This is a genomic window from Bhargavaea massiliensis, from assembly GCF_018390575.1.
In the GTDB taxonomy this organism is placed as follows: domain Bacteria; phylum Bacillota; class Bacilli; order Bacillales_A; family Planococcaceae; genus Bhargavaea; species Bhargavaea massiliensis.
Map to the genome: position 1 here is coordinate 137,428 of NZ_JAHBCJ010000002.1, position 26,038 is coordinate 163,465.

A 26,038-nucleotide genomic window follows, 5' to 3' on the forward strand; every position below is an offset into this window, starting at 1 on the left:
AGGTGTAACCAATCTCAATGGTTTTCAGACTAATGGGAAAAGGAGGGGGCATCATGCAAAAGGGAAGAAAAGCGGTATGGTTCGGGCTCGCCGTTCTGCTGGCCATCGCCGGGATTGCAGGCATCCGGGCTGCGGACCGGCAGGAGCCGGGTGTGCGGGCGGACGCAAGCGTGATCAGCGGGGAGCCGTGGCGCGCATCATTTCCTGCAGAACTTTCGGAGGATGCTCTTGAAAATGGGGCATTGAAAGTCACGGACGAAGACGGTAATCCGGCAGATGGAAACATTCGGCTTTCAGGAAGCCAACTGGAAGTGGACGGATTAAAACCCGGCCGCTATATCCTCCACATTACCGGAGCCGCATTCGGGAAACGTTCAAAGGGCGGGGAAGAGATGGTTTCATTCACGATCAGGGAAGGCATCGCGCCTGTCGGTTCGCTCGGGGAACTTGAGGAACACTTCCGGCTGATCGCCGAGCGCCAGAAGAGGGAGATTGAACAGGAAAGAGGAGAGGTCTCTGTAGAAACGTCGGCAACATCAGAAGACAGCGCAGCGGGTCCTGACGGAGGTGCCGGCCACTCGGTGACCAACAATCAGGTATCGGGGATTGATGAAGGGGACATCGTCAAGACGGACGGTGATTTTCTGTATGCGACGTCCGAGGGCGCACTGGTGAAAATCTATGATATACGGAATGAAGGAAAACCTGAGCGGGTCGCGACAGTTGAAGGGGATGACAGTTTCCAGCCGCTTGAACTTTATTTGTCCGGAGATCTCCTGGCGGTGGTCGGCCACCAGTACCAGGCGACGGGTGGGGTGATCGGCGGGCCGGCAGAAATCATGCCTGCGGAAAGCAGCGCAGTCGGGGTGCGTCTGTACGATGTCAAAAATCCTGCCAATCCCAAACTCGTCCGGGAATCCGGGAATGAAGGCTGGCATGTTTCGTCCAGGTTAAACGGGAATATTCTCTACCTGATCTCCTCGATGACACCGATTTACCGCATCATGGAGCAAGAGGGGGATGTCCGGCCGTATCAGTATGACAGCGCCCGGCCAGACACAGTCGGACCGATGGACACGGACTCGATCACGATCCTGCCGGGGCCTGCCGGTGACTCCTATACGCTCATCACCGCCGTCGACCTCGGAGGCGGAGCGGATGCTACCATTGAGACGGAAGGGTTTGTCGGCAGCGGAGGCGGGGTGTACATGTCGCAGGAAAATCTGTATCTGGCATCCACGGAATATCACGCGGGGCTGTTTGCTGAGGAAGGGGCGGCTGGCCGGCCGCCGGAATCCTATACAAAACTATTCAAGTATGCGCTGGACGGCACGAAAGTGACCTTCACCGCCTCCGGAGAAGTGCCGGGAACGCCGCTCAACCAGTTCTCGATGGACGAATATGACAACCACTTCCGAATCGCGGTCACCGACGGCAACATGTGGGATGAACGTCAGCCGTCAGAGTCGGCGGTTTATGTCCTTGACTCGGAGCTGAAAGAAACCGGTTCAGTGACGGGGCTGGCAAAGGGGGAGCGAATCTATTCGGCCCGCTTCATGGGGGACCGCGCGTATGTGGTGACGTTCCGCGAAACCGACCCGCTTTTCGCAATCGATCTGTCGGACCCGGCAACGCCGGCCGTGCTCGGCGAGTTGAAAATCCCGGGCTTCAGCAACTATCTTCATCCGCTCGGCGATCGCCATCTGATCGGATTTGGGCAGGAGACGGTGACCGTGAAAGGAGAAGGGCCTGAGCCTCAGATTCTCACCGCGGGGATGAAAATCTCGCTGTTCGATGTGTCGGACATGGCTTCACCAAAGGAAGTCGCCGTTGAAGTGATCGGGGGCAGAGGCACGTATTCCGAGCTTCAATACGATCACAAGGCGCTGTTTGAGCATAAGGAACGCAACCTGTATGGATTCCCGGTGGATCTCTATGAGGGGACAGCGGAAAGCGAAGAGGTCCGATTTGGCGGGAGCGGCGCAATGATCTACGAAATCACCCCTGAAAACGGCATCCGCCTGCAGGGTAAGTTCATTTCCGAGGAAGGGGCCGTTCAGGGATACCCGGATTATGAACAGAGGGTCCTAAGAATCGTCTATTCAGGCAATACCGTCTACACCGTGTCTCCCGATGAAGTGGCAGCCTACTCGATGGACGGTTTCCGGCCGCTCGGCACGTCGTCCGACTGAATCCTCCGTTGAGTTTTCGACCTGTTTCCGCTACGATGAAATTCAGTAAATCGGACGGCGGTGAGAGGATGAACGATTCAAGAGAAGAGATGGGAATTGACGCCTGCCTGCTCGCGGGCAGACTGATGATGGAAGCCGGGGCGGAAACCTATCGTGTTGATGACACGATGAAGAGGATGGCTGCTTCTCTTGATATGCACGGTGCCGACTCGTTCACCACCTCGACCGGAATCATTTTCTCTCCGGGCGGACAGCGCAGGGTGAAGCTGACCAGTATCCGGCGGCGGGCGACGGACCTCGAGAAAATCGCCCGGGTCAATGCCATCTCAAGGTCGCTGTCATCACGGGAAATGTCGCTGGAAGAAGCGTACGGGGAACTGAAAAAGGCGGAGAGCGGCAACTTCATGTTCCCATTTTGGCTTCAGGTGCTGGCTGCTGCCGTTGCCAGCGCCAGTTTCCTCGTCCTCTTCGGCGGGGATTGGAGGAATATGGTCTTTGCAGTTATCGCCGGGGGCATCGGCTTTGCGGTGTCGGAAAAGTTCCATGAGCGGACAAGGGTGAAGTTCTTCTCGGAATTCACCGGTTCCGCCACGATCGGACTGATCTCACTCGCTGCCGTCGGTTCGGGGGTCGGCAGCCAGCTGGACATCATCATTATCGCGTCTGTCATGCCCCTCGTACCGGGCCTTCTGATTACAAACGCCATTCGCGACCTGATGTCAGGCCACTTCATGTCGGGAATCTCCAAAGGAATGGAAGCTTTCCTTACAGCCTTTGCAATCGGATCCGGCATCGCGATGATCCTGTCATTCCAGGGGGTGGGCATGTGACATACGTCATCCATGGGATCTTCAGCTTTCTTGCAACAGCGATGTTCGGCATCATATTCAATTCTCCGAGGAACCGGTTGCTGCACTGTGGATTTGTCGGCGCTGTCGGCTGGCTTGTGTTTTTCTCTTCTCGCGACCTGCTTTTGGAAGGGGACGCCGTAAAAGCTTCCTTTATCGGGGCATTTGCCGTGGCGGTTGTTGCCCATCTGTTTTCGAAGAGATACCGGACCCCGATGATCATCTTTAGCGTAGCCGGCATCATCCCGCTTGTTCCGGGCGGGACGGCCTACAACACGATGCGCAATGTCATGGAGAAAAGTTATGATGCCGCCACCGTCCATGCCATGGAGGTGCTCATGATTTCCGGGGCGATTGCGATGGGACTCGTATTTGCCGAAGTGATCATCCAATTGATCTTTAATAAACGGAAAACGGCATAAGCGAAAAAACCGCCCTCGGTTGCAAACCGGGGGCGGTTTTGGGATGAAGGTCATTTTTGGGACTGAAGAAGTTCGGTCAGCTTGGCTGCGGTCATCGGCCGGCCGGTATAGTATCCTTGGACCGCGTCACAGCCGCTTGCTTCAAGTGCTTTCCAGACAGCTTCTTCTTCGACTCCCTCCGCGACGACGGTGAGGCCGAGTGAATGGCCGAAACGAACAAGCCCGTCGACAATTTTGCCGACTTTGGCGTTTGTCGGGAAGGAAGCGATAAATTCCTCGCCGATCTTGATTTTGGAGAGAGGGACGGTCTGCATGTACCGGAAAGAAGCCGAGCCGGTTCCGAAGTCATCCAGCGCGAGTGACACGCCTTCCTCCTGGAGAGCTTTTAGCTGATGCATGATCGCTTCCTCAGCCTCCGCCTCGAAGGCGAACCGCTCGGTGATCTCGAGCTCCAGGAGAGAGGCCGGACAGCCGGTCCTCGCCAGGATATCGCGGACCCTGGCAGTCATCTCGCCGTTCCGGAATTCACGTACAGAAGAGTTGCAGCTCACCCGGATGCCGATTCCCTGCTCCTTCCAGGAAACGGCCTGGCGGCAGGCGGCTTCGATCATGACTTCACCGAGCGTCCCGATCATGCCGCAGTCTTCCGCGACGGGGATCAGCTCGGCGGGGCTGACCGCACCGAGATCCCGGTCTTCCCAACGGACCAAGGCTTCCGCGGCAATCACTTTCCCGGTCTTCATGTCGACCTGGGGCTGGAAGACGGGCATGATGGCGCCACTCTCAAGCGCCTGGGGCAGCTTTTGCTCAATGCGGAGCCTGCGTGCAACCGCCCGTTGCTCGGACTTCGGCAGGGAGGCGATATGATTTCCGCCTTCCATCCGGACCCGGTGCCGCGCCATGGAGGATGCGCTCAGCAGGTGATTGAACGACTGCTGGTCATCAGGATACTTTGCAATTCCGCCACTGACGCGGATCTGGAGGCCGGTAAGTTCCGAACGGATCGGGTGCTCGTCCAGGAAACTGAGGAAACCTTCGGCGAACCAGCTGCCGAGCGGGGTAAGGACGGCAAATTCATTCATGCCAATCCGTGCAAACAGGCTGTTGCGGAAATAGATTTTCATGCTCCTGACAAACTCCTGAAGAATCCGCTTTTCCGCATCCTGGTCCCCGGGTTCCATGAGTGTATGGAAGTTTTCTATGGAGAGGTAGACAAAAGTGAAATGCCGGTCTTCCGCAATCAGGCGCTCCGCTTCATCCGACAGCTTATGGCGGTTGATAAGACCGGTGTCAGGATCCACGTAGGCAATCTCCTCAAGCTTCCTCTGCAATTCCCGCTCTTCCGTCCGGTCTGTTTCCAGCATAAGTGTATAGAGATGGCTGCTGTTTGAGAAGACGGGCACCGCGGTCAGCATGACGTGATACGGCACGCCGTCTTTCGTGACCTGCTCCACATCACCCTGCCACGGCCGGCCGGCCCGCATGCGCCGCCAGATTTTCACGGCGCTCGCCTTGCCCTCGCGAGTATCGGGAAACATCACACGGAACGGTTTTCCGAGTACGCGCTTTGGTGTCCAGCCGCTTTTTTCGAGAAATTTCGTGTTGGCTTCCAGAATGAGGCCCTCGGCATCAATCTTGTAAATCATAAATTTCTTGTCCAGCCCGGCAAGCAGGCTTTCATAAGCTGTTTCCTGCTGCAATGTAACTGGGCTCTTTTCGAGCCTTCGATTGTCTTTCAACGCACTCCGACCTCCCGAAAAAGCAGGTTATATTTATCCAATATACAGGATGAGGCATGAAGTGGCATCCTTTTGCCGGCATTTTCCTGCAAAAGTAACAGGTCATCGCGGATGGAATGCGACCTGAGAGGGAAGAGAAGAAAAAAGGGCAACCTTCCAAACAAAATTTGTGTAAGATAGACAAGGCTGAACACGATTTATGACAGAAAGGAGGGGGCCGGATGGCACGGATAAAGGGAATTGCCATGATCGTCGTAGGTGCCATGCTCTGGGGGGCAACAGGTCCGATGATGGAGTGGCTGCTCGAGGAGAAGCCTATAGAAGTCGCGCCGTTTATTGTATTGCGCCTGCTGATCGCCGGAGCGGTGCTCCTCCTCGTCCTGCGTGTGCGGGGGAAGCGGGTCGGTCTCATCTGGCGTCAGAAGGCATGGACACGCCAGCTGGTCCTGTTCGGGATTATCGGAATGCTCGGTGTCCAGTTTACATTCTTGAAAACCATCGAAGAAAGCAACGCGGTCATCGCGACGCTCCTGCAGTTTCTGGCACCGATTTTCGTCATCGGCTTCGTCTCGTTTAATCAGAGAAAATGGCCGCCGGTGTATCAAGTTCTCGGTATCGCAGTGACACTCGCCGGTCTCGTGCTGCTTCTGACAAACGGATCCCTATCGTCACTCGAGGTATCCAGTACAGCACTTGCCTGGGGAGTGACCCTTGGGTTCACATTCGCATTTTACACGCTGTATCCGGCACGGCTCATGCACGAATACGGAGTGATTCAGACTGTCGCATGGGCGATGGTGATCGGCGGGACGGCTCTGTTCATTACACAGCCGCTTGCTGTTTTTCGGATGATACCAATGCTGCTCGATCCGGTGGCATTCGGTATGCTGATTTTAATCATTGTGTTTGCGACTGCGGGATTTATCCTGCTGCTCGGAAGCACACAATATATCTCGCCGGTCGAGACGAGCGTCCTGTCGAGCTTTGAGCCGCTGACAGCGATGGTTGTGTCGATTTTCTGGTTTGGCCAGCTGCTCGGCCAGTGGCAGTTTGCGGGTACCGCCACGATGCTCATTGGTGTTGTCTGGCTGTCGGTAGCCGGCAGCAAGGCATCCGAGATCGAAGCGGAACCGCCGAAGACGATGTAGTCTGCGTATTTAATAAACCCTTTCTCTGTGCCGTTTAAGCAAAGAGGAAGGGTATCTTTAATTTAACTGCTGGCCAATCAAAGCTAACTGAAAATTCTCCCTCCACCTATCCGGCCGGGGGGGAATATGGCATAATGAAGGAACAGTTGATTCGTTATGCGAAGGATATTTGGGGTGAAACTTTGAAAACTGTATTCTCTTATGCCAAGACGTATAAATGGCCCATTGCCATCGCGCTCCTGCTGATGCTTGTGGAACTGGCGGTCGAGCTGATCCAGCCGCTCGTTATCGGAAAAATCATTGATGACGGTATTATCCCCGGGGATTCGGGGACGGTCTGGACTTGGGGCACCGTCATGATGGGGCTTGCGTTTGCAGCGTTCCTGTCTGGAGTGACCAATTCGTTTTTCGCAGCCCATGCGGCGCACAGTTTCGCGTTTGACCTGCGGGCCGCGATGTTCCGGAAAATCCAGTCATTCACAATGTCGACGTTCCTGCGCTTCCCACAGTCCGGGCTCCTGACCCGGATGACGAGCGACATCACGATGACATCGAACGTCCTTTATATGAGTCTCCGGATTATGCTCAGGGCGCCGCTTGCCGCGGCCGGAAGTCTGATCATGGCGTTTATCGTCAATCCGAAGCTTGCGCTGTTTCTCATGATCGGCGTGCCGTTCCTCGTGATCTTCCTCGTCTTCATGGTGAGGAAGGGGGTAGCCATGTTCGGACGCGTGCAGCGCCGCCTCGACCGGGTGAACCGTGTCGTGCAGGAGAACCTGCAGGCGGTGCGCCTGGTGAAGGCATACTTGCGCGGGGCCTATGAATCGTCCCGCTTCATGAAAGTGGCGGGGGCGCTCCGTTCGGATACCGTAACGGCAGTCCGCCTGATGGAATTGATTTTGCCGGTGCTTCTCTTTGTCATGAACGTAAGCCTGCTCGCGGTTCTCTGGTTCGGCGCGCAGGAAGTCCGGGCAGGCGGAGCGGAAGTCGGTGAAGTCGTCGCGATCGTGAACTACGCGCTGCGGATGACCGGATCGTTCTCGATGTTCTCATTCATCATCGTGGCATATTCGCGGGCCAAAGCGTCCGCGGAGCGGATGGAAGAAGTGCTTCTTGCGGACGGAGGCACCGAAGAGGCGGAGCGTGGAAGCGGGAAGCAACCGGCCGGCGACCTGCGCTTCGAGAAGGTGTCATTCACCTATGATGGGGCGGACAAGGGGGTCCTCCATGGCATCAGTTTCCACGTGGAGCCAGGCGAGAAACTTGCCATCATGGGCGCAACGGGTTCAGGCAAGTCAACACTCCTGAACCTGATCCCGAGATTTTTCGAGCCGACATCAGGCAGGGTGCTGTTGGACGGCCGGGATATCCTGGAATGGCCGCTGAAGGACCTCCGGGATGCGATTGGCTACGTGCCGCAGCAGTCGATGCTGTTTACCGGGTCGATCCATGAGAACCTTGGCTGGGGGGATTCCGAAGCCGGGCTGGACGAATTGGAAGAAGCCGCACGAAAGGCCCAGATCCATGATTCCGTCGAGCGCTTCCCGGACAAATACGGAACGCGGGTCGGCCAGAAGGGGGTCAACCTGTCGGGCGGGCAGAAACAGCGCCTTTCCATCGCTCGCGCGCTCGTGCGTCATCCGTCAATCCTTATTTTGGATGACAGTACGTCTGCGCTGGACGTAAAAACCGAGAACGCCCTCTGGGAAGCACTCGAGGGGGAGCGCGCGACGATGCTCGTCGTCACGCAGAAAGTCGGGACCGCAGCGGGCGCCGACCGGATTCTTCTGCTGGACGAGGGCCGGGTGTCCGGCTACGGGACGCATGAGGAACTGTTGCTGCAGTCGGAGCTGTACCGGCAGATCGTCGAATCCCAGAGTGCGCATGCCGGGGAGGTGAACGGGGATGTTTGATTTCATCAGAAAGCCGTTCGGCTACGAGCCGATTCTTACGAAGGAAGACCTGAAGAAACCAAAGGAGAAGAAGAGTGAACGGCCGAACAACTGGAAGGATGTGCTTATGCGCATCTGGCGGCTTGTCGATGAGCAGCGTGCGCTACTCATCGCAGTGCTTGTCCTCGTCGCCATCAGTTCGGGGCTGTCGATCCTTGGTCCGTACCTGGTCGGCCATATCGTCGACGAATACATTGTCGCCGGACAGTTCGGCGGATTCGGCCGGATGGTGGTGTTGCTGATTGCCGTCTATGCCGGACTGTCGGTCGCCATGTACCTGCAGAGTTTCTGGATGATCGGCATTTCCCAGCGCGCAGTGTATAAGATGCGTACGGGCCTCTTTAGTCATTTCCAGCAGCTGCCGGTGAAATTTTTTGACCGCAGGCAGCACGGCGAGCTGATGAGCCGGATGACAAACGATATCGAGAACGTCAGCCAGACGCTGAACAACTCGTTTATCCAAGTATTCTCTAGCGTACTGACGCTCGTGGGGACGGTGGCCGTCATGCTGTCCCTCAGCCCTTTGCTTACTGTGCTCACGATGACAATCATTCCGCTCATGTTCACCGCGGTCCGCTGGATCACGAAGCGGACAGGCCGGCTCTACAAAGCGCAGCAGCGCGCTGTCGGCGAGCTGAACGGCATGATCGAAGAGTCAATTTCCGGGCAGCGCATTGTCAAAGCCTTTTCACAGGAGGACCGGGTGATGGAGGAATTCACCGAGAAAAGTGAACGGCTCCGCCGGACCGGCTTCTGGGCACTGACCTATGCCGGATTCATCCCGAAAGTGATGAACTTCCTGAACAACGGGGCATTCGCGGTGGTTGCCGGCATTGGGGGGATCTTGGCGCTGGCCGGCGACGGGCTCGTCACAATCGGAACAATCGTCATCTTCACTGAATATGCCCGCCAGTTCACACGCCCGCTCAACGACCTTGCCAACCAGTTCAACACCGTCCTTTCCGCCATTGCGGGTGCGGAGCGGGTGTTTGCCATCATGGATGAGGAACCGGAGCGCGACGATGCGAAAGGACATGCGGACACGACTCTCAAGGGTGACGTGGAATTCCGGAATGTCGCGTTCGGCTATGGCGAGGACGACTATACCGTCGAAGGTGTCAGTTTCAGGGTGCGACCGGGGGAGGCGGCTGCGTTTGTCGGAGCGACGGGCGCCGGGAAAACAACCGTCATGCAGCTGTTGGCCCGATTTTATGACGCGAGTGAGGGCCAGATCCTGATCGACGGCATCCCGATCACGGATCTGCCGAGGAAAACTCTAAGAAGCCAGATGGCATTCGTTCTCCAGGATCCGTTTTTGTTTGAGGCAACCGTCATGGAAAATATCCGCTACGGGCGCCTGGACGCAACGGATGAGGAAGTGATCGCTGCGGCACAGGAAGCCAATGCACATGACTTCATCATGAAGCTGGAAGACGGCTACGGAACGGTGCTATCGGCGGACGGAGGGGAAATCAGCCAGGGGCAGAAGCAGCTGCTTTCCATCGCCCGTGCGCTTGTCGCGGATCCGGTGCTGCTCTTGCTGGATGAGGCCACTTCCTCGATCGACACCGTCACCGAGATGAAGATCCAGGAAGCGCTCGAACGCCTGATGGAAGGCAGGACCAGCTTCATCATCGCCCACCGGCTGAACACGGTGAGAAAAGCGGACCTTATCTTCGTCATGCAGGACGGCCGTCTCGCCGAAGCCGGCAGGCAGCAGGATCTGATCGGCAGCGGGGGGCTGTACGATCAGATGCTGAAGGGTGCGGAATTATAAATGAAACCCGGAGCCAGCATAGCTCCGGGTTTTCGTGAGAGAAATGTGAGGAAAGATCAGCAAAGTGATCCGAAAGATCAATATGAGGCCGTGAAAGATCAAAAAGGCGCCCTGAAAGATCAGTACCGTGAGGTGAAAGATCACCAACCGGTCCTGGGCATATCCCCCGAAATATACGAAAAATCCGGAGATGCGGACCTCTCCGGATTTTTCGTTATCTGACCATCGCAGCGGAACCGGGTTTCTTTCTCGGACGGAAACCGCCGAGGAAAATCTTTCCGTATGGAACGAATTTCTCAAGCGCGATCGATACCAGAATCGGGAGGACAAGACCGATTGCGGTAAATCCGATCAGGCCATAGTTGAAGAAATCGTTCAGCACGATGTCGGCGAAAATATGGAGATACATGATTGAGATTGAATGCTTCTCGACAAACTGCAGCCAGTTCAGCGGCATTCTTCTTGCGGCACGCTGGAACAGCCCGATGACTAAAATTGTGCAGGAAATCGGAATGATCAGGTCCAGGAAGAAGTGGTCATACCGCAAGAACTTCATGCTGAGATGGTAGTCGAACAAACCCGCCGCGTCCAGGGCGAGGCATGCGGTGATGGTCGCAGCCCCAGCAGCGAGCACTTTGCCGCTGATCTCCATCCAAAAAGTCTTCAGGTAGTAGCCAATCGCGAAATAGACGAGCGCCATGAGCGCGACATCGACGTTCCAAGGGAGGGGAATCTGCTGGGCGGATTCTACGACGCCTCCGTCCAGCACCCGCTGAGCGAACAGGCTCTCCGTGTGGGCGACGAGATACGAAAGGGCAACCAGGCCAATCTGGACCTTCCTGCTAAAGTACCTCGTCATGAATGTAAACAGCACGAACACGGCGAACAGGGCCGTCACGAACCAGAACACCCCGTAAGCGCCCCGGACAAACCGGCCGCCGACGACGAGCGTCCAGAGGTCATTGAGGTACCACTGCAAGTCGGTGTTGCCGTAGCCCAACTCCATCCCGTAGCGCATTGCCGTGATCAGGATCAGGAAGAACAGGTACGGGACAATCAGCTGCATAAATCGCTTCTTGATGGACTCGCCGGCTTCCGCACGGTTTTTTGCTTCCTTGAAAAACAAACCGCTCAACAGGAAAAAGGCCGGCATATGGAACCAATAAATATACTTGGACAGGGGAAAGTTTAGTTCTCCGGGATAATGGCCGATCACGACAAGGATCATCAGAAATCCTTTTGTGACGTCAACCCAGGTCAGTCTCTGTTTTGCCATGGCAGGTCCTCCATCTGTACATGAGTCTTGGATTCTATCTCCGGAATACATGCCCCATTTGGGCAGGTTTCAAACCTGCAGGGGGAATACGGGCATCTTACACCCGTCAGCCCCATTTGAAAAGATACAAAAAATGGCGGCCGCCCCAAACCGGGCACGGCCGCCTTCACAAATCATTTCGTTTCTTCAATGTTCAAATTTGGTCCCTCTTCGAAATTCACTTCCAGTTCAAACTTGGTGTAGTCCTGAATTTCCAGGGCGTTGAGGATTTTCTTCTTGGCCTCTTCTTCAGTCACATTCTGGTCGAGCACGATTTCCTTGAACAGGGCATCAAGTTCATTCATCGCCTCTTCCTGTTGGTTGTCCTCCCCGTAATCAACACCTTCCAGCGTGTTTTTGTACTCTGCCTCGGATGTTCCGTCTGTCTTGGTCTCATAGCTTGCATCCACTGCGTCTTTGCCGTCTACGTCGATTTCAAGATCGAATTCCGTGAACCCGTAGCCCTGTGTGGTTTCCTGCATCCCGTCGTTTTTGCCTCCGGAAGGGTTATCGCCGGCTTCATCGCTTTCGATCGCTGATTCGGTGTTATCACCTGTCTCTTCGGTGGTGGGTGCCTGGTCGTCGTTGTCGCCGCCAGCTGCGTCGTCCATGGCATCGTTATTGCCGCCGCAGGCGCTGAGAGTGAGGACGGCGGCGAGTGCCGTAATTCCGAGCAGTTTTTGTTTCATAGTTGCACGTCCTTTCGATTCCCTGTTTGTAGTTTATCTTTCCTATTCCGCGGAATTTTAAACAGTCTCTGCGTAGCAGGTGCGGTTCGGATATGCCATAATCGATGAAAGCACTGATGGAACGGACAGGAGGTGCGTAAATGGAAATTTTTGCACACCGTGGTGCATCCGGCAGCCGGCCGGAAAATACATTGGCTGCATTCAGTGAAGCTGCCGCACTGCCAATCGACGGGATAGAACTTGACGTCCATTTATCGGGCGATGGAGTGCCGGTCGTGATTCATGATGAAACAGTTGACCGGACAACTGACGGCAGCGGATACGTCAAGGACATGATGCTGGATGAACTAAAGAAGCTGAGCGCCGGCTGCCGGTTTGCCGATGAATACTACGATGAACGGATTCCGACGTTGCGGGAAGTGCTCGATCTGTTCCGGGACAAGCCCCACAAGCTCAACATCGAACTTAAATCGGATGTGTTCCCTTATCCCGGAATGCGTGAGAAAGTGATTGCAATGGTGAAGGAATTTGGGATTGCAGACCGGGTCATCTTGTCATCTTTTGACCATGTGACGCTTGAGGCGGTGAAGCGCGAAGCGCCTGAAATCGAGACAGGAATGCTGTTTGTCGAAATTCTCGCCGATGCCCGGGCAATGGCTGCCCGAATCGGAGCCGATGCTCTTCATCCGGCGCTGCCATACGCAGTGCGTGAACCCGGCAGGCGGGCAGCGGCAGAAGGCACCGTGCTGCGGGTATACACAGTCAATGAACCGGAACACGCGCTCATGGCACGGGAAGCGGGCGCGCAGGCCATCTTCACCGATTACCCGGATAGGATGCTCAAATTATTCAAATAAAAACACAGGGACCGGCAGATCCGGTTCCTGTGTTTTGTTTTCATCACCAGGTGGCCCTGTGCTCCTCGCTGCACCCGAGAAGTTTAACGATATGAAGGTTGACGCCGGCTTCCTCAAGTCGGATGCGGCCCCTGAAGTAACCGAACAACTGATGGACATCCGATTTGACGAGCTTGGCATCCGTCGCAGCGGTCCGCTCAAAAAAGGGCGTGAATGTCAGATCGACTGAATTTGTAAATTTGGTGCGGATTCTCCACGTCTTCATGTAGTCGTCCGGATCGTAATCAAAAAGTACATCCTCGCTGATTTTATGCATCTTGCCGTCGACGAACACTGCATTTTCGGTCATGCCGGTCCCGTCGGTCCACTGCCCGCCAAAGTTCAAACCGATGCGGCGGCGCCCATAGCGCTGGGAAGCCATCGCCCAGTTCCAGACAGCCTTGCGGGGCCAGATGCCTCTGCCAAAATCAAGGACGGCAAAGGATTCTTCACTGGCGAGCCGGAAACGCCGGTCATCAATCGTGATGAACCCTTCGGCCGGCAGGAGATGGTGCTTTGCGGTGAACTGATATTGGTGGCGGTTCCACGGCACGACTACGTTTAGCGACTCCTCGCCTTCGGGATGCCTGATATGCAGATCCGCATGGAGAAGTTCACCGTCAAAGTCAGGCACAGTGACAAGCAGATGGGTCTCATCCTTGATATGGATCATCTGGATGTTCATGTCGGGGTGAATGAAAGACACATTGCCGAGCACTTCATCGCCCATCCGGACATTTCGGCCCATCGGAACGGTGACCGTTTTCTCGAAAAACCGCTGGGTTTCATAGTGGAAGACATAAACGAAACAGGATGCGGCATAGTCGAGGTGGGACACCGTGACGGAAAACAGAACGTCTTCAGCGTACACGCACCAGTAATTCCAGCGCTTTTTGCGCATATAGTTTTTGGCGAGATTGCCCGTGATGATCGGGTTCCTGGCGAAGCCGATCGCTTCCGGATTCAGTGTCCCGTCAGTGTTGGAAAGCCGGACGGGCTCTGTCAATTCGCGTTCCTTGTGCTGCATACGATCACCTCGAAAACGACTATTGTCAAACTTTCGTTTTGCTGATATACTCTTTATTGTACCAGAGACACGGGGCATTAGCTCAATTGGGAGAGTGCTGCGCTGGCAGCGCAGAGGTTAGGGGTTCAAGCCCCCTATGCTCCATCACATAAAACCGCCGGAATCCTTTGAAGGATTCCGGCGGTTTTTATTTTTATGCAAAACTGGTCTCTCTCGGACTGAGTCAGGGGATTGCCAATAGTCCTGATATGGGGCAGGTAATCGCTCAGCACACCACTCGCCCCCGATTCTCGGCCCCGATTCTCGCCCTCCGCTTGATGCACTCGCCCGGGAATTCGAAGCACACATCCAGACCTGCACTGTAGGATGGGTCCTCTAACGGCCGCATAAAACTTTCCGCTCTCCGCATACGTTGCAGGAGAGGGGGTGCGGAAGTTGGCGGTTTATGACCGGGAAGCGGCGGTCGCCTATGCAAACCGGTGGTGGAATGATTACAATCCCGCTTATCCAAAATTCGCTGTGGACTGTACGAACTATATCTCGCAATGTCTGAGGGCAGGCGGTGCGCCGATGTGGGGGTCCCCGAATCGGGAGCGGGGATGGTGGATCGGTGGAGGCAATTGGAGTTTTAGCTGGAGCGTGTCGCATTCGCTCCGTTGGTATCTGGCTGGCTCGCAGCGTGGGCTGACGGCAAGGCGGGTTCAGTCAGCGGCGGAGCTGGAACCGGGGGACGTCATTTCCTATGACTTTGAAGGAGACGGCGTTTTTAATCACACCACCATCGTGACGTCGAAGAGGGACGGCGTTCCGTATGTGAATGCCCATACGTACAACGTCCGGGACCGGCACTGGGCATACAAAGATTCCTATGCCTGGAGGCCGGACGCAACATACGTTTTCTGGAAAATCAATGACCGATTTGACTAAACGAAAAAACGGCCCGGGGAATTTCTTCCGGCCGTTTTTAAATTCATGCTGAAACTTTAATCAAAGTCATACCAGATGACGGCCATTGTGCCTTCGCCGGCATGGACGGCAAGGACGGAACCGATATCTCCCATCTTTACTTCAAGTCCGGGCATGACCTCCAGCATCTGTTCCTTTAGCCGGGCCGCTTCCTTCGGACTATTTGCATGCATCAGGTGAATGGTACGGCGTCCGTGATCGTATGCGGCTTTTACTTTGTCCACCAGGTAGCGGAACGCCTTTTTCTCGGAGCGAACCTTATCGATCGCCTCAAGCTTGCCCTCAGGAGTGATCTGGATGATCGGCTTGATCTGAAGCATGCTGCCGAGGTAGAACTGAATGTTGCCCATCCGTCCGCCTTTGTGCAGCTGATTCAGCTGTCCAATGTAAATAAAGGAACGGGTTTTTCCGGCATGAACGCTGACTTCCTCGGCAATCTCATCACGGCTTTTTCCTTGCTGTTCCAGCTCCATCGCAAGACGGAGGAGCCCGGTCGTGCCGTAGGAAAGCGATTTTCCGTCGATGATGCGGACGTCGAAGCCGCTCAGTTCCGCCCCTGAAACGGCAGAGGCATAGGTTCCGCTCAGTTCGGATGTGAGCATGACCGCAAGCCCCTGCTCGTATTCTTCCTTGAGACGGTCAAACAGTTCGGCAAAGCGGCCCGCGGACGGCTGCGAGGTTTTCGGCAGCTCGCTGGATGTGCGGATCTTTTCATATAATTCTTCCGGACGGATGCCCACACCGTCCGTATACTCCTGGTCTCCGAAATGGATGTTAAGCGGCACGACGTACAAGTCCGGATGGTCCGCCAGTTCACTTGAAATATGGGCGGTGCTGTCGACGATATAGGCAATCGGTTTTTTCTTCATTTTTCATCCCCCCTGAAAGTGCAGTCGTTTTCTGGATACTATACCATACTGAACAATAAAGAGGGCGGGGAAATAGAAAAGACTTATATTATAGTGAGATAATATAAGTCTTTTCTATATTTTTATTATCGGTAGGATAATGTCTAAGCCCGCCGGATTGCCTCGCTAAAGTCCTCCCTATGCCGGGCCAGCACAAGACCTCCCGCCAAGAGAAGAGGCCATGAAGAAGGAAGGATCCCGGAGAACCAGAGTCCGGCAGCCCATGCAACGAATCCTCCCGGCATGGCAAGCGTTGCCGATCGGAGCAGGAGAAGGGAGGCGGCCATCCCGATTGCGAACCCGGCGAAGGCCGGGGGAGAAAAGGCTATTGCGGCACCGATAAATGCGGAGACGCCCTTTCCGCCTTTTCCTTGGAATAGAGGAAAAACGTGCCCGAATACTGCAAGCGCCGCGCCTGCAGCAATCAGCCCTTCAGGATAGCCGAAATACCGGCCGGCCAGGACGGCAACGGCACCTTTTAGTGCATCTCCAGCGAACACTGCGAAAAATGCAGCGGCTCCAAAAAGTCTTCCGGCATTTCTCGCGCCGGGATTTCCACTACCCTCAGAGGCAGGATCCGCACCGAGCAGGCTTCCAATCACATGTGCCCAGAGGATTGAGCCCGCCGCCCAGCACAAGGTGAGATAAATGAGGGATTCCATGCTTAAAGCGTTCAACAGCATCCCTCCCCGGGGTCTGCTATAATCAGGGTGATTACTGGTAGTGAAGGAGAATCATGATGAGCCAACAGCAGATGAGTGTCCGGCAAGCGGTGATCGAGCGCCGCTCCATCAAGAACTTTAACGGTACCCCGGTCTCCCGGGAAGATGTCATGGAAGTCCTGTCCGATTCCAGGTTCGCACCGAACCACGGCAAACGCGAACCATGGCGGTTTGTCGTCGGGGCAGGGGATAACCTTTCCGATGTGCAGCGCCTGATCAGGGAATACGCCATTCCTAACTGGCGGGATCTTACGGAAGAAGCCCTTGAGCGCCAGTCCTCCAAGTTCACGAGCGCGGGGGCCATCGTGTTTGCCATCGTCCGCGAAGATATGCGCCAGAAGCAGCGCAGCGAAGACCATATGGCAATTGCCGCCTTCCTGCAAAACGCCCAGCTCCTCGCGTGGGATAAGGGCATCGGCACATGCATCAAAACACCTGCCTGGCTGGATCATCCCAATTTCCGCGAGGCGCTGGGCGCCGGGGAAGGGGAGCGCGTGATCTGCATGCTGCACTTCGGGCATTCGGATACGATGCCGAAGGAATGGGACCACACCCCGATTGAAGATAAAGTTACGTTTTATTCCGCTCCGGAAAGCGCGGACGACACTTCAAAGTAATAGTCGCCGATGACGCGAAGACCTTTGTCGAAGTTTTCGAGATGGAAGTGTTCGTTCGGCGCATGGAAGTTCTCGGACGACAGCCCGAAGCCCATGAGTACGACCGGGAGGCCGAGAATCTCGTCAAATGCCGCAACGATCGGAATCGAGCCGCCGCCGCGCGTATAGGCGGTCGGGACGTTATATACCCGCTCATACGATTTGCCGGCAGCCTGGATGGCGGGGTGGTCGTAAGGGGTGAGGAACGGCTTTCCTTTATCGAATTCAGTGACGGTCACCGTAACGCCGGCCGGCTGATTTTTTTCGATATGGCTGCGCAGTTTTTTGACGATGTCGTCCGGGTCCTGGTCCGGCACGAGGCGGCAGGTGATTTTCGCTCCTGCTTCGGACGGAAGCACGGTCTTGATCCCTTCGCCGGAGAATCCGCCGAATACGCCATTGATCTCCAGAGTCGGGCGGGTCCATGTGCGTTCGAGATGTGAATAGCCCGCTTCACCGAAGAGCTCGCTTACGCCGAGCTCTTTTTTCAATGCTTCCTCATCGAAGCCGAGCTTACGGTACTCCTCCCGTTCTTCTTCCGTTGCGGGACGAACATCGTCATAGAAGCCGTCAACGGTGATCGTGCCTTCCTTGCCGCGGAAGGAAGCGAGCAGTTCAACGAGCGCATGGGTGGCGTTCTGGACGCCGCCGCCGTACAGGCCGGAGTGGAGGTCGCCCTTGGCTCCCTTCACATCAATCTGGACTCCCGCAAGCCCGCGGAGTCCGTAACAGACAGCCGGCCGGCCGGGTCCCTGCATGCCCGTGTCGGAAATGACGATTACGTCGGCAGCAAGCTTGTCCCTGTTTTCTTCCACATAGGCCGGAAGGTTCGGACTGCCGATCTCTTCTTCGCCTTCGATGCAAAACTTCACATTCACCGGGAGCTTGCCGTTTGTCTTGAAAAGAGCCTCGACAGCCTTCACATGCATGAACACCTGGCCCTTGTCGTCGCTTGCGCCTCGCGCAAACAGTTTGTTGTCACGGATTTCGGGCTCGAACGGCGCGCTGTCCCATAGCTCCAGCGGGTCGACCGGCTGGACGTCATAGTGGCCGTAGATGAGGAGGGTCGGCTGGCCTTCCGCATGCAGCCAGTCCGCATAGACGACGGGATGGCCCTTTGTTTCATCGATGGTAATGTTTTCGAGTCCCGCAGCCTTGAGCGATCCTGCAAGCCATTCTGCAGCGTTTCTCATGTCACCCTTATGTTCGGAGAGCGAGCTGATGCTCGGGATTTTCAGGAAGTCAGTCAGCTCAGCAAGATGCGCATCGCGTTGCTCTGTAAAGTAGCGGTCCAATTCATTCAGATGGTCCATCAAAGATCCCTCTTTCCGGTGTGGTTTACGTGCCAAGTATACCAGAAACAGAGAAAGCGGATTCAAATTGACCTATCGGGGGAAAGGTTTATGGTATGATGTTCAATAAGTGTTTGAATTCCGTGTAAACTCAGGGGGAATGGCTTTTGTTTATCGTCTTGGGAATCCTGCTCTTCCTGTCCTTTTTCTTCTCGGGCAGCGAAACGGCGCTTACAGCCACGAACAGGATGAAGGTACAGCTGCGTGCTGACCAGGGAGACAGTAAATCTGAGAAACTGCTGAAACTCATCAGCAAGCCCGATCGGATGATTACGTCGATCCTGATCGGGAACAATATCGTGAATATCCTCTTGCCGACCCTCCTTACGGCGATCGCAATCGACAAGGGCTGGCAGGTCGGGCTGGCGACAACGATTCTGACAATCACCCTTATCATCTTCGGTGAAGTGCTGCCGAAGACGATAGCGGCAACGTTCTCCGAAAAGGTCGCCTATCTGGTCTTTCCGATTATCCGGTTCCTGGTCATCATCCTTTCGCCGCTTACGTATCTGCTGTCGCTGTTCACGAATATCTTTATCCGGATCATTTCGCGAGGCGCGGTGACGGAGGCGACACTGACGAAGGAAGATCTTAGGTCGATGGTGGATATTGCATCTACGGAAGGGACCTTTGAAGAAGAGGAATCCATCCGCCTCAAGGGCGTGATGGACTTTCCCGAAAAAGATGTGTCCGACGTCATGTCGGCCCACCGGACGGAAATCGTTGGGGTCCCTCTTGATGCCGGCTATGAATATGTTCGGGATACCATCCTTGAACACTGGTACACGCGTTATCCGGTGTATGAGGACAACATGGATACCATCGTCGGCGTGTTTTATTCCAAACAGCTGATTGAATGGTCGATGGAGCCTAATTCGACGATCGAGGATTACATGGACCGTGAACCGCTGTTTGTCGTCGAGACGCTCAGTGTCGAGCGGGTATTCAAGATGATGCTGGCGAAAAAGAAGCATATCGCGATCGTCCTCGACGAATACGGCGGCACCCTCGGCATCGTCACGCACGAAGATATCATTGAAGAGATGATCGGCCAGGACATTGAAGACGAGACCGACCAGCAAGACGAGGTGCTCGTCTACGAAATGACGGATACCCGCCTGGAGTGCTCGGGACGTCTTGAGATGGATGACGTGATGGAATCCTTCCGTTCCGAGATGCCGGACGAGCATGAGACGGTCGGCGGATTCGTCCTGCAGCAACTCGGACATGTGCCTGAGCCGGGTGAAAAATTCACCTACGGCAACCTGGATGTCGTCATCGAGGAAATGGACCGCAACCGCATCACCCGCATGCTCATCACCAAGCGGGAACAAGAAGAAGCGGAACAGGCGGCCACAACCGAAGAATAAAACACAAAAACGCAGGCAGCAGCCTGCGTTGGGGCGCTTCCTGACGGGAGCGCCTTTTTGATTTCCTGACCGCAACGGCCAGCTCCAGCACCCGGCAACTAGCAAACTTTGCACTTCTCCATTGCGATCAGTCAACATCGGTTCGTTCCTCGCCGTGTTTCCTTTATCTCATTGCGAAGGGCTTCAGTTTGTACGTTGCTGAACGGGCGCTTGCGCTTTAGTATTCAACCTTTCTCCTTTTCTTACATCTTTGTAATGGAGCTGAAAGAGAATCCGATGGAGGGCAAGGTTGCTCTATAGGACAATAAAGTCAACAAAGAACAGTACGAACGGGAGGGATCGGCCATGGCCGGTCGTAACATCGAAACCATCTACGAAGAATATGATCGCTTCATTTATCATCTCTGCCTGAAGCTCACGCGAAACAAGGACGAGGCGGAAGATCTGATGCAGGACGTCTGGCTGAAAGTCGTCCGGAACGAGAAGTCGCTTGAAGGCGTCGACCACGTCAAAGCATGGCTCACGACAATCTGCATGAACACATTCCGCGACCGCTACCGCAAGACGGTCCGCCGAAGCCAGCATGTCATGGATCAGCCGGAAACGCTCGACGTGCCGATCCTGGACCTCGTGCCTTGTGCCGAACCGACAGCGGATGACCTGCTGGAGCGCGAGGACATCCGTGCGATCGTCCAATCGAAGCTGAATGAGCTGGACGGCATCTACCGAAAGACAGTGCTTTATTTTTATGTGAACCAGTACTCGCTCAACGAAATCGCCGATCTCATGAAAGTGTCGATCGGGACTGTGAAATCCCGCTTATTCCGCGCCAAGCAGCGGCTGAAGGAAATGATGCTTCTCGATGAGCAGGCAAAAGGCTATGTTACAGCCGGATAAGATAATCATTAGGACGGCGGTCCGGGCAGAAAGTTGCCCGGACCGCCTGTTTTTTTTCCCCGCTTCCCCTCAAGTGTTTTCCTTGGCATTAGAAAGGGGAATGGAAGGGGGATCAAAGGGGGGAACTGCATGGACAAGAAGAAAGTCAAAGAATGGAGCACGAGGCGCAGGGTGCTGACGATCATCGCCTGCCTGTTCGTGCTTATTTATATCGGCATCGTGCTCTATCATACATACAAGCCGCTCCCGGAAGGCATCTCCCATGACGGGACGCTCTTCCGGACGGACAATGTGGAGATGCTCACCGACCTGACTTATTCGAAGGATCGGTCAAAGGACGGCATGGTCCACGAGCTGCAGATTTTCGATGAAGTGTTTTCGATGATTGACCGGGCCGAAGAGTTCGTCGTGACGGATTTTTTCCTTTACAACGGCTACTACGATGAAAAAGAAGATTTCCCCGAGCTTGCCCGCACGCTGACCGATCGGCTCGTGCAGAAGAAAAAAGAGAATCCCGGCATGCCGGTCATCCTTATCACAGATCCCGTCAACAATGGGTACGGCTCGTATAAATCGAAGGAAATAAGGCGGCTGGAGGATGCGGGCGTCGACGTCGTGGTCACAGCCCTGGATCCGCTCCGGGATTCAACGCCGATTTATTCGGGGGTCTATCGGATTCTTTTCCAATGGTGGGGGGAGGACGGCAAGGGGTGGCTGCCAAACCCGATGGCTGAAGACGCGCCCAAGATGACGGTCCGTTCTTATCTGAAGCTGCTGAACGTCAAGGCCAATCACCGGAAAGTGATTGCCACGGAAAAAGGGGTCCTTGTCAATTCCGGAAACCCACACGACGCGAGCGGCTGGCACGGAAATGTCGCGTTCAAGACGGATGGCCCCGTAATTAATGATGTGCTTAAGGCGGAAGAAGCGATTTCCCGCTATTCGGGCGGCCCGGAAACGTTTCCTCGTGCGGAAACGGATAAAAACATCGACGGACTGTACGGCGTGCAGTACGTGACGGAACGGCCGATCCTCGAACACCTGCTTGAAGACATCGGTAAAGCGGGGAAAGGGGATGAGGTATGGCTGGGTATGTTTTATCTGGCCAAGCGGGACATTTTATCCGCCCTCGTCGAAGCGGCAGAGCGGGGCGCCCAAGTCCGGATCATCCTGGACCCGAACGAAAATGCCTTCGGCAATAAAAAGACCGGCCTGCCGAATATGCCGGTCGCGGAAGAGCTGATCGAGGACTCGGAGGGCCGCATCAAAATCCGCTTCTACAATGCCGTTATCGGGCAGTACCATACCAAACTGGTTTACGTGAAGGATGGGGAAGAAGCCTACATTTCAAGTGGGGCGGCCAACATGACAGAGCGTGCACTGGATGACTATAATCTTGAGGCCAATCTGCGCATCGAGGCACCGGCGGACAGTCCGCTTGTAGCGGATCTGGATGCATACTTTAACCGGCTTTGGAGCAATGAGGATGCCCTATACACGCTGGAGGCCGAGGAAAAGCTGGACGGTTTTGCCCGGGCACAGCGTTTTGTGTACGGCCTGCAGAAACTCCTGAAGCTCACCACATACTGACCTGAAAATGCCGGCGGCCTCCGCACCTGTTGAAAGGTGCGAAGGCCGCTTTCGCCTGCTCAGTCCAGCGCGTCCAGTTGCCGGTTCAGTTCCGACAGGCGGGCTTCCATGTCCGCCAGCCGCTGTTCCGCTTTTTGGACCTGTGCCTCATGGCCGGTCGACTCGAGTTTCTCGATGTCGCCCTGCAGGCTGATATAGTCCATCTTCAGTTCCGCGATTTCCGCTTCGAGGGAACGTTTGTCCATCAGGAACGCCTCCTTGTCGCGGACATTGTACCATAACCGCAAGGCGGGCGTATTCCTTTACTGCGGAAGATCAGTGTTTTCCGGCCTGCCTGCGCGGCGGATACTCCAGGTAGTAGTGAACCGCTTCGCTCACCATGTCGAGCCCGTCCTCGACGTTGAGCGCGGCCTGTCTTTCGACAGCTCGTTTTCTGCGCGGTTCATGCAGGAGAAGCTCCATCACCGCATTCAGCAGCATCGACTGTTTGACCTTTCGCCCCAGCCCGAGCGGGATAAAGCCATTTTCCTCATTGGGAAGAGCGTGTCCCAGCTCTTCTTCATCCTGCGCGAGAACAATGCAGGGAATACTTAAAAATGCGACATCAAAAGGGATGTATCCGGAAGAACAGATGACAATGTCGGCGGAAGCCAGTTCCCTGCCGTAGTCGTAAGGCATCTTTTTGACGGTCACATTGCGGCGGCCGAGTGCCATCATCATAAGAGGATCATCCGGGTGGGAATATGCTTCCCCGAGAAGGACGGTCACCTTTAAAGGAATGTGGAGCTGTGTCAGATGACGGAGCGTCCGGTGGGAAAGGTTGGCCGGGTCGGAAGGGCCGTGAGTGACGACAATATGCGGCAGATCGCCCGGCGGCCGTTTCGCGAGTCCGATACGGCGGTGCCGGATCAGGCTCGGATCTGCGATAAAGCCCGTTTTGCCCGCAACAACATTGGAGGGCACAGGACCCCGAAGTTCCCCTTCAAATGTGCGGAAGACGAGGTCTGCCGCTGTTTCGCCTTCGCCGCTGTCATCAAAATGGATGATGGCAGGAATCAGGTCCCTGAGTTCATCCGTTTCACCCGGTTCGGAGCGGCCGTCCCGCAGGAGGATATCCGGGCGCAGATCAGCGGCCGCTTTTCTGAGACCGGCCTTTCCCCGGATCCGGACAACCCGGAAGCCCGCCTCCTCGACATGGGAGAGCGGGCGCTCCGAAAGGAAGATCACTTCAATATCGGTAAGCGACTGCGCGATGCGCAGTGCGCGCCGTGTCCGGTAGGCGGAAGGGATATCGATTGCCGTACAGTAAAATACCGCTTTCTTTTTTGGTTTTCCGGTCAAGGCCTTCACCCTTTCTGGCTGCAAAATCGGTTCCTGTCCAACATATGGGACCGGCCCCCGGAATATGAGGGTTTGAGATGGAAGTCTCGTCTGGATATGGTAAACTGGGTATTATTTTTGAGACCACAAAGGAGGGATTTCCCATGTTCGACTCGTTCCTGTTCTCCTTTATGGCCATAGCGGCACTCGGCATCGGGTCGCAGTGGCTTGCCTGGAGGCTCCGGCTGCCTGCGATTGTCGTCATGTCCATTGCCGGGCTTTTGCTGGGCCCATTGCTTGGCTTGCTGAATCCGGAACAGCAGCTCGGGGACTTTTTCGGTCCGGTCATCTCGATTGCGGTTGCCATCATCTTGTTCGAGGGGAGTCTGAATCTGGACGTGCGGGAAATCCGCGGATTTTCCAAGCCGGTCGGCCGCATCGTGACACTCGGTGCTTTTCTTGCCTGGATCTTAGGATCGCTTGCCGCGCACTATGTGGCAGGGCTCAGCTGGGAAGTGGCATTCGTCATCGGGGGACTGTTTATCGTCACGGGGCCGACTGTCATTCTGCCGCTTCTCAGGCAGGCGAAGCTGAAGCCGCGTGTCGGGGCCATCCTGAAATGGGAAGGGATCATTGTCGATCCTTTCGGCGCGCTGCTTGCATTGTTTGCGTTTGAGACCATCCGCTTCCTGAGCGGCGACCTGACCGGCACAGGCATCATGATCTTCTTTGCTGCTTCGGCATTTGCTGGTGTGCTCGGCTGGTTTTTCGCATGGGCGCTCGGCAGGATGTTCGAGGCCGACAAAGTGCCGGAATTCCTGAAATCGCCTTTGCTGTTTGCGGCTGTCCTGTTTGTCTTCGTGCTGTCTGACGAAATCATGCACGAGACGGGGCTGCTCGCCGTGACTGTCATGGGGGTCGCGATGGCGAATATGCATCTGTCTTCCATCGAAGACATCCGGCATTTCAAGGAAAACATTTCGGTTCTTCTCGTCTCTGCGATTTTCGTCATGCTGACGGCTTCGCTGTCGGTGGACACTTTGCTCGCCATTTTTGAGCCGCGAATCATCGCATTTGTCCTTGCAACACTGTTTGTCGTACGCCCGCTATCGATCTGGCTTTCGACCATCGGCACTGACCTGACCAATCAGGAGCGAATGCTCGTTGGCTGGATCGCGCCACGGGGCATTGTCGCACTTACGGTTTCCGGTTATTTTGCGACCATCCTGCTGGATCAGGGCTACAAAGATGCCGAGCTGCTGACAGCACTGACGTTTGCGCTCGTTTTCGGAACGGTTATCGTCCATGGCTTCTCGCTCGGGCCGCTCGCCAAAAAGCTCAATCTTGTCGCTGCGGATAACTCGGGTGCGCTCATCGTCGGGGGCGGGTTGTTCAACGCACGGCTTGCCGCATCGATCAAGGAGGACGGCAAGCCGGTCGCCCTGATGACCGATGCGTGGAACGATGTGTTCGAGGCACGCAAGGCCGGCATCAAGGTGCTCTCGGGTGACATCCTGTCCGAGCAGGTCGATTACCGGTATGACCTTGCGCCTTACCAGAACCTGCTGTCGATGACACCGATGGACATGTACAACGCCCACATCTGCAACGACTTCGCCCATGATTTCGGCCCGTCATTCGTCTTTCGCGCCGGTCTCAAAGGGGATCCGAAGCGCTACGGTGTGGAGAGCGTCCGGCTTGTCCGTTCACCGGGCAGGTTCATATTTGAACCGGCGCTCCCTGTGGGCGTCTTGGACTCGCGTGTCCGGAACGGCCATGTGATCCGAAAAACGCCGATCACGGAACGGTACAAGTACACCCAGTATCTCCGCGAGCGTGATGAAAGTCCGGTTCTCTTATATATCTTGAGGAAGGACGGCAAGATCGACTTTTACTCTCCGGGAGCAGAGCTTGCAGCAGAGCCGGGAGATACCGTCGTTTCCTTGAGCCCGCCCGACAAAACCGTCGATAAGGTAAAGGAGAAGCTGGAGGTCAAGACGGACGGCAAGGCATCCGCCAGCAAGGAACAGATCAAAAATCGCCTGAACGGCAACGATCCGGTGGGCGGTGACGGCAACGGCGGAAAACCGCCGCTCCCGGGCCCCGCTCCGGAGTCGGCACTTAAATAACACAGACAAGGCGGGGAGGGCAATCACTCCCGGCTTTTTCTCATGGTCCTGCTGAGCCAGCCGCACCCGGAAAGAGGGCTCAGCATCCTTACAGCCTGGATTTCGGACTTACAGGTTTCCTTC

23 protein-coding genes and 1 tRNA gene are annotated in these 26,038 nt (G+C 55.6%); 15 read left to right on the forward strand and 9 right to left on the reverse strand.

Annotation, left to right across the window (positions count from 1 at the left end; genetic code table 11):
• Positions 1-53: 53 nt before the first annotated feature.
• The 3 genes from KHA84_RS03470 (at position 54) to KHA84_RS03480 (ending at position 3,462) form a co-directional block, all read left to right on the forward strand.
• Positions 54-2,192 (forward strand): beta-propeller domain-containing protein, encoded by a 2,139-nt coding sequence (locus KHA84_RS03470; protein WP_213422139.1) that lies wholly within the window; start codon positions 54-56, stop codon positions 2,190-2,192.
• A 68-nt stretch (positions 2,193-2,260) separates the two neighbouring features.
• On the forward strand, positions 2,261-3,022 hold the full coding sequence (locus KHA84_RS03475) for a threonine/serine exporter family protein (protein WP_213422140.1): 762 nt from the start codon (positions 2,261-2,263) through the stop codon (positions 3,020-3,022).
• Positions 3,019-3,462 (forward strand): threonine/serine exporter family protein, encoded by a 444-nt coding sequence (locus KHA84_RS03480; RefSeq protein ID WP_213422141.1) that lies wholly within the window; start codon positions 3,019-3,021, stop codon positions 3,460-3,462. Before KHA84_RS03475 ends, KHA84_RS03480 begins: the two co-directional genes overlap by 4 nt.
• Positions 3,463-3,512: 50 nt before the next feature.
• On the opposite strand, the gene KHA84_RS03485 is transcribed toward KHA84_RS03480, so the two are convergent.
• Positions 3,513-5,201 carry a putative bifunctional diguanylate cyclase/phosphodiesterase gene (locus KHA84_RS03485; protein WP_213422142.1) on the reverse strand — a complete coding sequence of 563 codons (1,689 nt, stop codon included), beginning with the start codon at positions 5,199-5,201 and terminating at the stop codon, positions 3,513-3,515.
• A gap of 221 nt (positions 5,202-5,422) precedes the next feature.
• Here KHA84_RS03485 and KHA84_RS03490 point away from each other — a divergent pair, with 221 nt between their 5' ends.
• From KHA84_RS03490 to KHA84_RS03505, 4 genes are all read left to right on the forward strand, one after another.
• Complete coding sequence (locus KHA84_RS03490) at positions 5,423-6,349, forward strand: DMT family transporter (protein WP_213422143.1); 927 nt, start codon at positions 5,423-5,425, stop codon at positions 6,347-6,349.
• 182 nt (positions 6,350-6,531) lie between these two features.
• Positions 6,532-8,262, forward strand: coding sequence for an ABC transporter ATP-binding protein (locus KHA84_RS03495; protein WP_213422144.1), 1,731 nt, complete (start codon positions 6,532-6,534; stop codon positions 8,260-8,262).
• The gene (locus KHA84_RS03500; protein WP_213422145.1) at positions 8,255-10,078 is read left to right on the forward strand and encodes an ABC transporter ATP-binding protein; all 1,824 of its coding nucleotides are present in this window, start codon (positions 8,255-8,257) and stop codon (positions 10,076-10,078) included. Before KHA84_RS03495 ends, KHA84_RS03500 begins: the two co-directional genes overlap by 8 nt.
• Positions 10,079-10,300 carry a hypothetical protein gene (locus tag KHA84_RS03505; RefSeq protein ID WP_213422146.1) on the forward strand — a complete coding sequence of 74 codons (222 nt, stop codon included), beginning with the start codon at positions 10,079-10,081 and terminating at the stop codon, positions 10,298-10,300. It abuts the gene before it with no gap.
• On the opposite strand, the gene KHA84_RS03510 is transcribed toward KHA84_RS03505, so the two are convergent.
• Positions 10,293-11,354, reverse strand: coding sequence for an acyltransferase family protein (locus tag KHA84_RS03510; RefSeq protein WP_213422147.1), 1,062 nt, complete (start codon positions 11,352-11,354; stop codon positions 10,293-10,295). The genes KHA84_RS03505 and KHA84_RS03510 overlap by 8 nt on opposite strands.
• A 173-nt stretch (positions 11,355-11,527) precedes the next feature.
• Positions 11,528-12,082, reverse strand: coding sequence for a YusW family protein (locus KHA84_RS03515; protein ID WP_213422148.1), 555 nt, complete (start codon positions 12,080-12,082; stop codon positions 11,528-11,530).
• Positions 12,083-12,222: 140 nt separating this feature from the next.
• On the opposite strand from KHA84_RS03515, the gene KHA84_RS03520 reads away from it, so the two are divergent.
• Positions 12,223-12,939 (forward strand): glycerophosphodiester phosphodiesterase, encoded by a 717-nt coding sequence (locus KHA84_RS03520; RefSeq protein ID WP_213422149.1) that lies wholly within the window; start codon positions 12,223-12,225, stop codon positions 12,937-12,939.
• 43 nt (positions 12,940-12,982) lie between these two features.
• Here the strand turns inward: KHA84_RS03520 and KHA84_RS03525 are convergent, their stop codons facing one another.
• A complete protein-coding gene (locus KHA84_RS03525; RefSeq protein ID WP_213422150.1) occupies positions 12,983-14,005 on the reverse strand; it encodes a DUF2804 domain-containing protein in 1,023 nt (340 codons plus the stop codon).
• Between the two features lie 71 nt (positions 14,006-14,076).
• Between KHA84_RS03525 and KHA84_RS03530 the strand changes: the two genes are divergently transcribed.
• Both KHA84_RS03530 and KHA84_RS03535 read left to right on the forward strand, forming a co-directional pair.
• Positions 14,077-14,149 (forward strand) — tRNA-Ala (locus KHA84_RS03530).
• A gap of 282 nt (positions 14,150-14,431) precedes the next feature.
• The gene (locus KHA84_RS03535; protein WP_336511077.1) at positions 14,432-14,932 is read left to right on the forward strand and encodes an amidase domain-containing protein; all 501 of its coding nucleotides are present in this window, start codon (positions 14,432-14,434) and stop codon (positions 14,930-14,932) included.
• A gap of 56 nt (positions 14,933-14,988) precedes the next feature.
• Here KHA84_RS03535 and KHA84_RS03540 read toward each other — a convergent pair whose 3' ends face one another.
• Together KHA84_RS03540 and KHA84_RS03545 are read right to left on the reverse strand one after the other, a co-directional pair.
• Positions 14,989-15,840 carry a DegV family protein gene (locus KHA84_RS03540; protein ID WP_213422152.1) on the reverse strand — a complete coding sequence of 284 codons (852 nt, stop codon included), beginning with the start codon at positions 15,838-15,840 and terminating at the stop codon, positions 14,989-14,991.
• Positions 15,841-15,983: 143 nt separating this feature from the next.
• Positions 15,984-16,556: a glycerol-3-phosphate acyltransferase gene (locus KHA84_RS03545; RefSeq protein WP_213422153.1), complete on the reverse strand. Its 573-nt coding sequence runs from the start codon at positions 16,554-16,556 to the stop codon at positions 15,984-15,986.
• A 62-nt stretch (positions 16,557-16,618) separates the two neighbouring features.
• On the opposite strand from KHA84_RS03545, the gene KHA84_RS03550 reads away from it, so the two are divergent.
• On the forward strand, positions 16,619-17,218 hold the full coding sequence (locus KHA84_RS03550) for a nitroreductase family protein (protein WP_213422154.1): 600 nt from the start codon (positions 16,619-16,621) through the stop codon (positions 17,216-17,218).
• Here KHA84_RS03550 and KHA84_RS03555 read toward each other — a convergent pair.
• On the reverse strand, positions 17,179-18,570 hold the full coding sequence (locus tag KHA84_RS03555) for a dipeptidase (RefSeq protein WP_213422155.1): 1,392 nt from the start codon (positions 18,568-18,570) through the stop codon (positions 17,179-17,181). The genes KHA84_RS03550 and KHA84_RS03555 overlap by 40 nt on opposite strands.
• A 146-nt stretch (positions 18,571-18,716) precedes the next feature.
• On the opposite strand from KHA84_RS03555, the gene KHA84_RS03560 reads away from it, so the two are divergent.
• The 3 genes from KHA84_RS03560 to KHA84_RS03570 all read left to right on the forward strand — a co-directional run bounded on the left by KHA84_RS03560 (position 18,717) and on the right by KHA84_RS03570 (position 22,466).
• A complete protein-coding gene (locus tag KHA84_RS03560) occupies positions 18,717-19,979 on the forward strand; it encodes a hemolysin family protein (RefSeq protein WP_213422156.1) in 1,263 nt (420 codons plus the stop codon).
• 345 nt (positions 19,980-20,324) lie between these two features.
• Complete coding sequence (locus KHA84_RS03565; protein ID WP_213422157.1) at positions 20,325-20,876, forward strand: RNA polymerase sigma factor; 552 nt, start codon at positions 20,325-20,327, stop codon at positions 20,874-20,876.
• A gap of 129 nt (positions 20,877-21,005) precedes the next feature.
• A complete protein-coding gene (locus tag KHA84_RS03570) occupies positions 21,006-22,466 on the forward strand; it encodes a phospholipase D family protein (protein WP_213422158.1) in 1,461 nt (486 codons plus the stop codon).
• Between the two features lie 59 nt (positions 22,467-22,525).
• Here KHA84_RS03570 and KHA84_RS03575 read toward each other — a convergent pair whose 3' ends face one another.
• Positions 22,526-22,711, reverse strand: a complete 186-nt coding sequence (locus KHA84_RS03575) for an SE1832 family protein (RefSeq protein WP_035000982.1) — start codon at positions 22,709-22,711, stop codon at positions 22,526-22,528.
• A gap of 70 nt (positions 22,712-22,781) precedes the next feature.
• Positions 22,782-23,807 carry a glycosyltransferase family protein gene (locus KHA84_RS03580; RefSeq protein WP_213422159.1) on the reverse strand — a complete coding sequence of 342 codons (1,026 nt, stop codon included), beginning with the start codon at positions 23,805-23,807 and terminating at the stop codon, positions 22,782-22,784.
• 143 nt (positions 23,808-23,950) lie between these two features.
• On the opposite strand from KHA84_RS03580, the gene KHA84_RS03585 reads away from it, so the two are divergent.
• Positions 23,951-25,915 (forward strand): cation:proton antiporter, encoded by a 1,965-nt coding sequence (locus KHA84_RS03585; protein WP_213422160.1) that lies wholly within the window; start codon positions 23,951-23,953, stop codon positions 25,913-25,915.
• Positions 25,916-26,038: the final 123 nt, after the last annotated feature.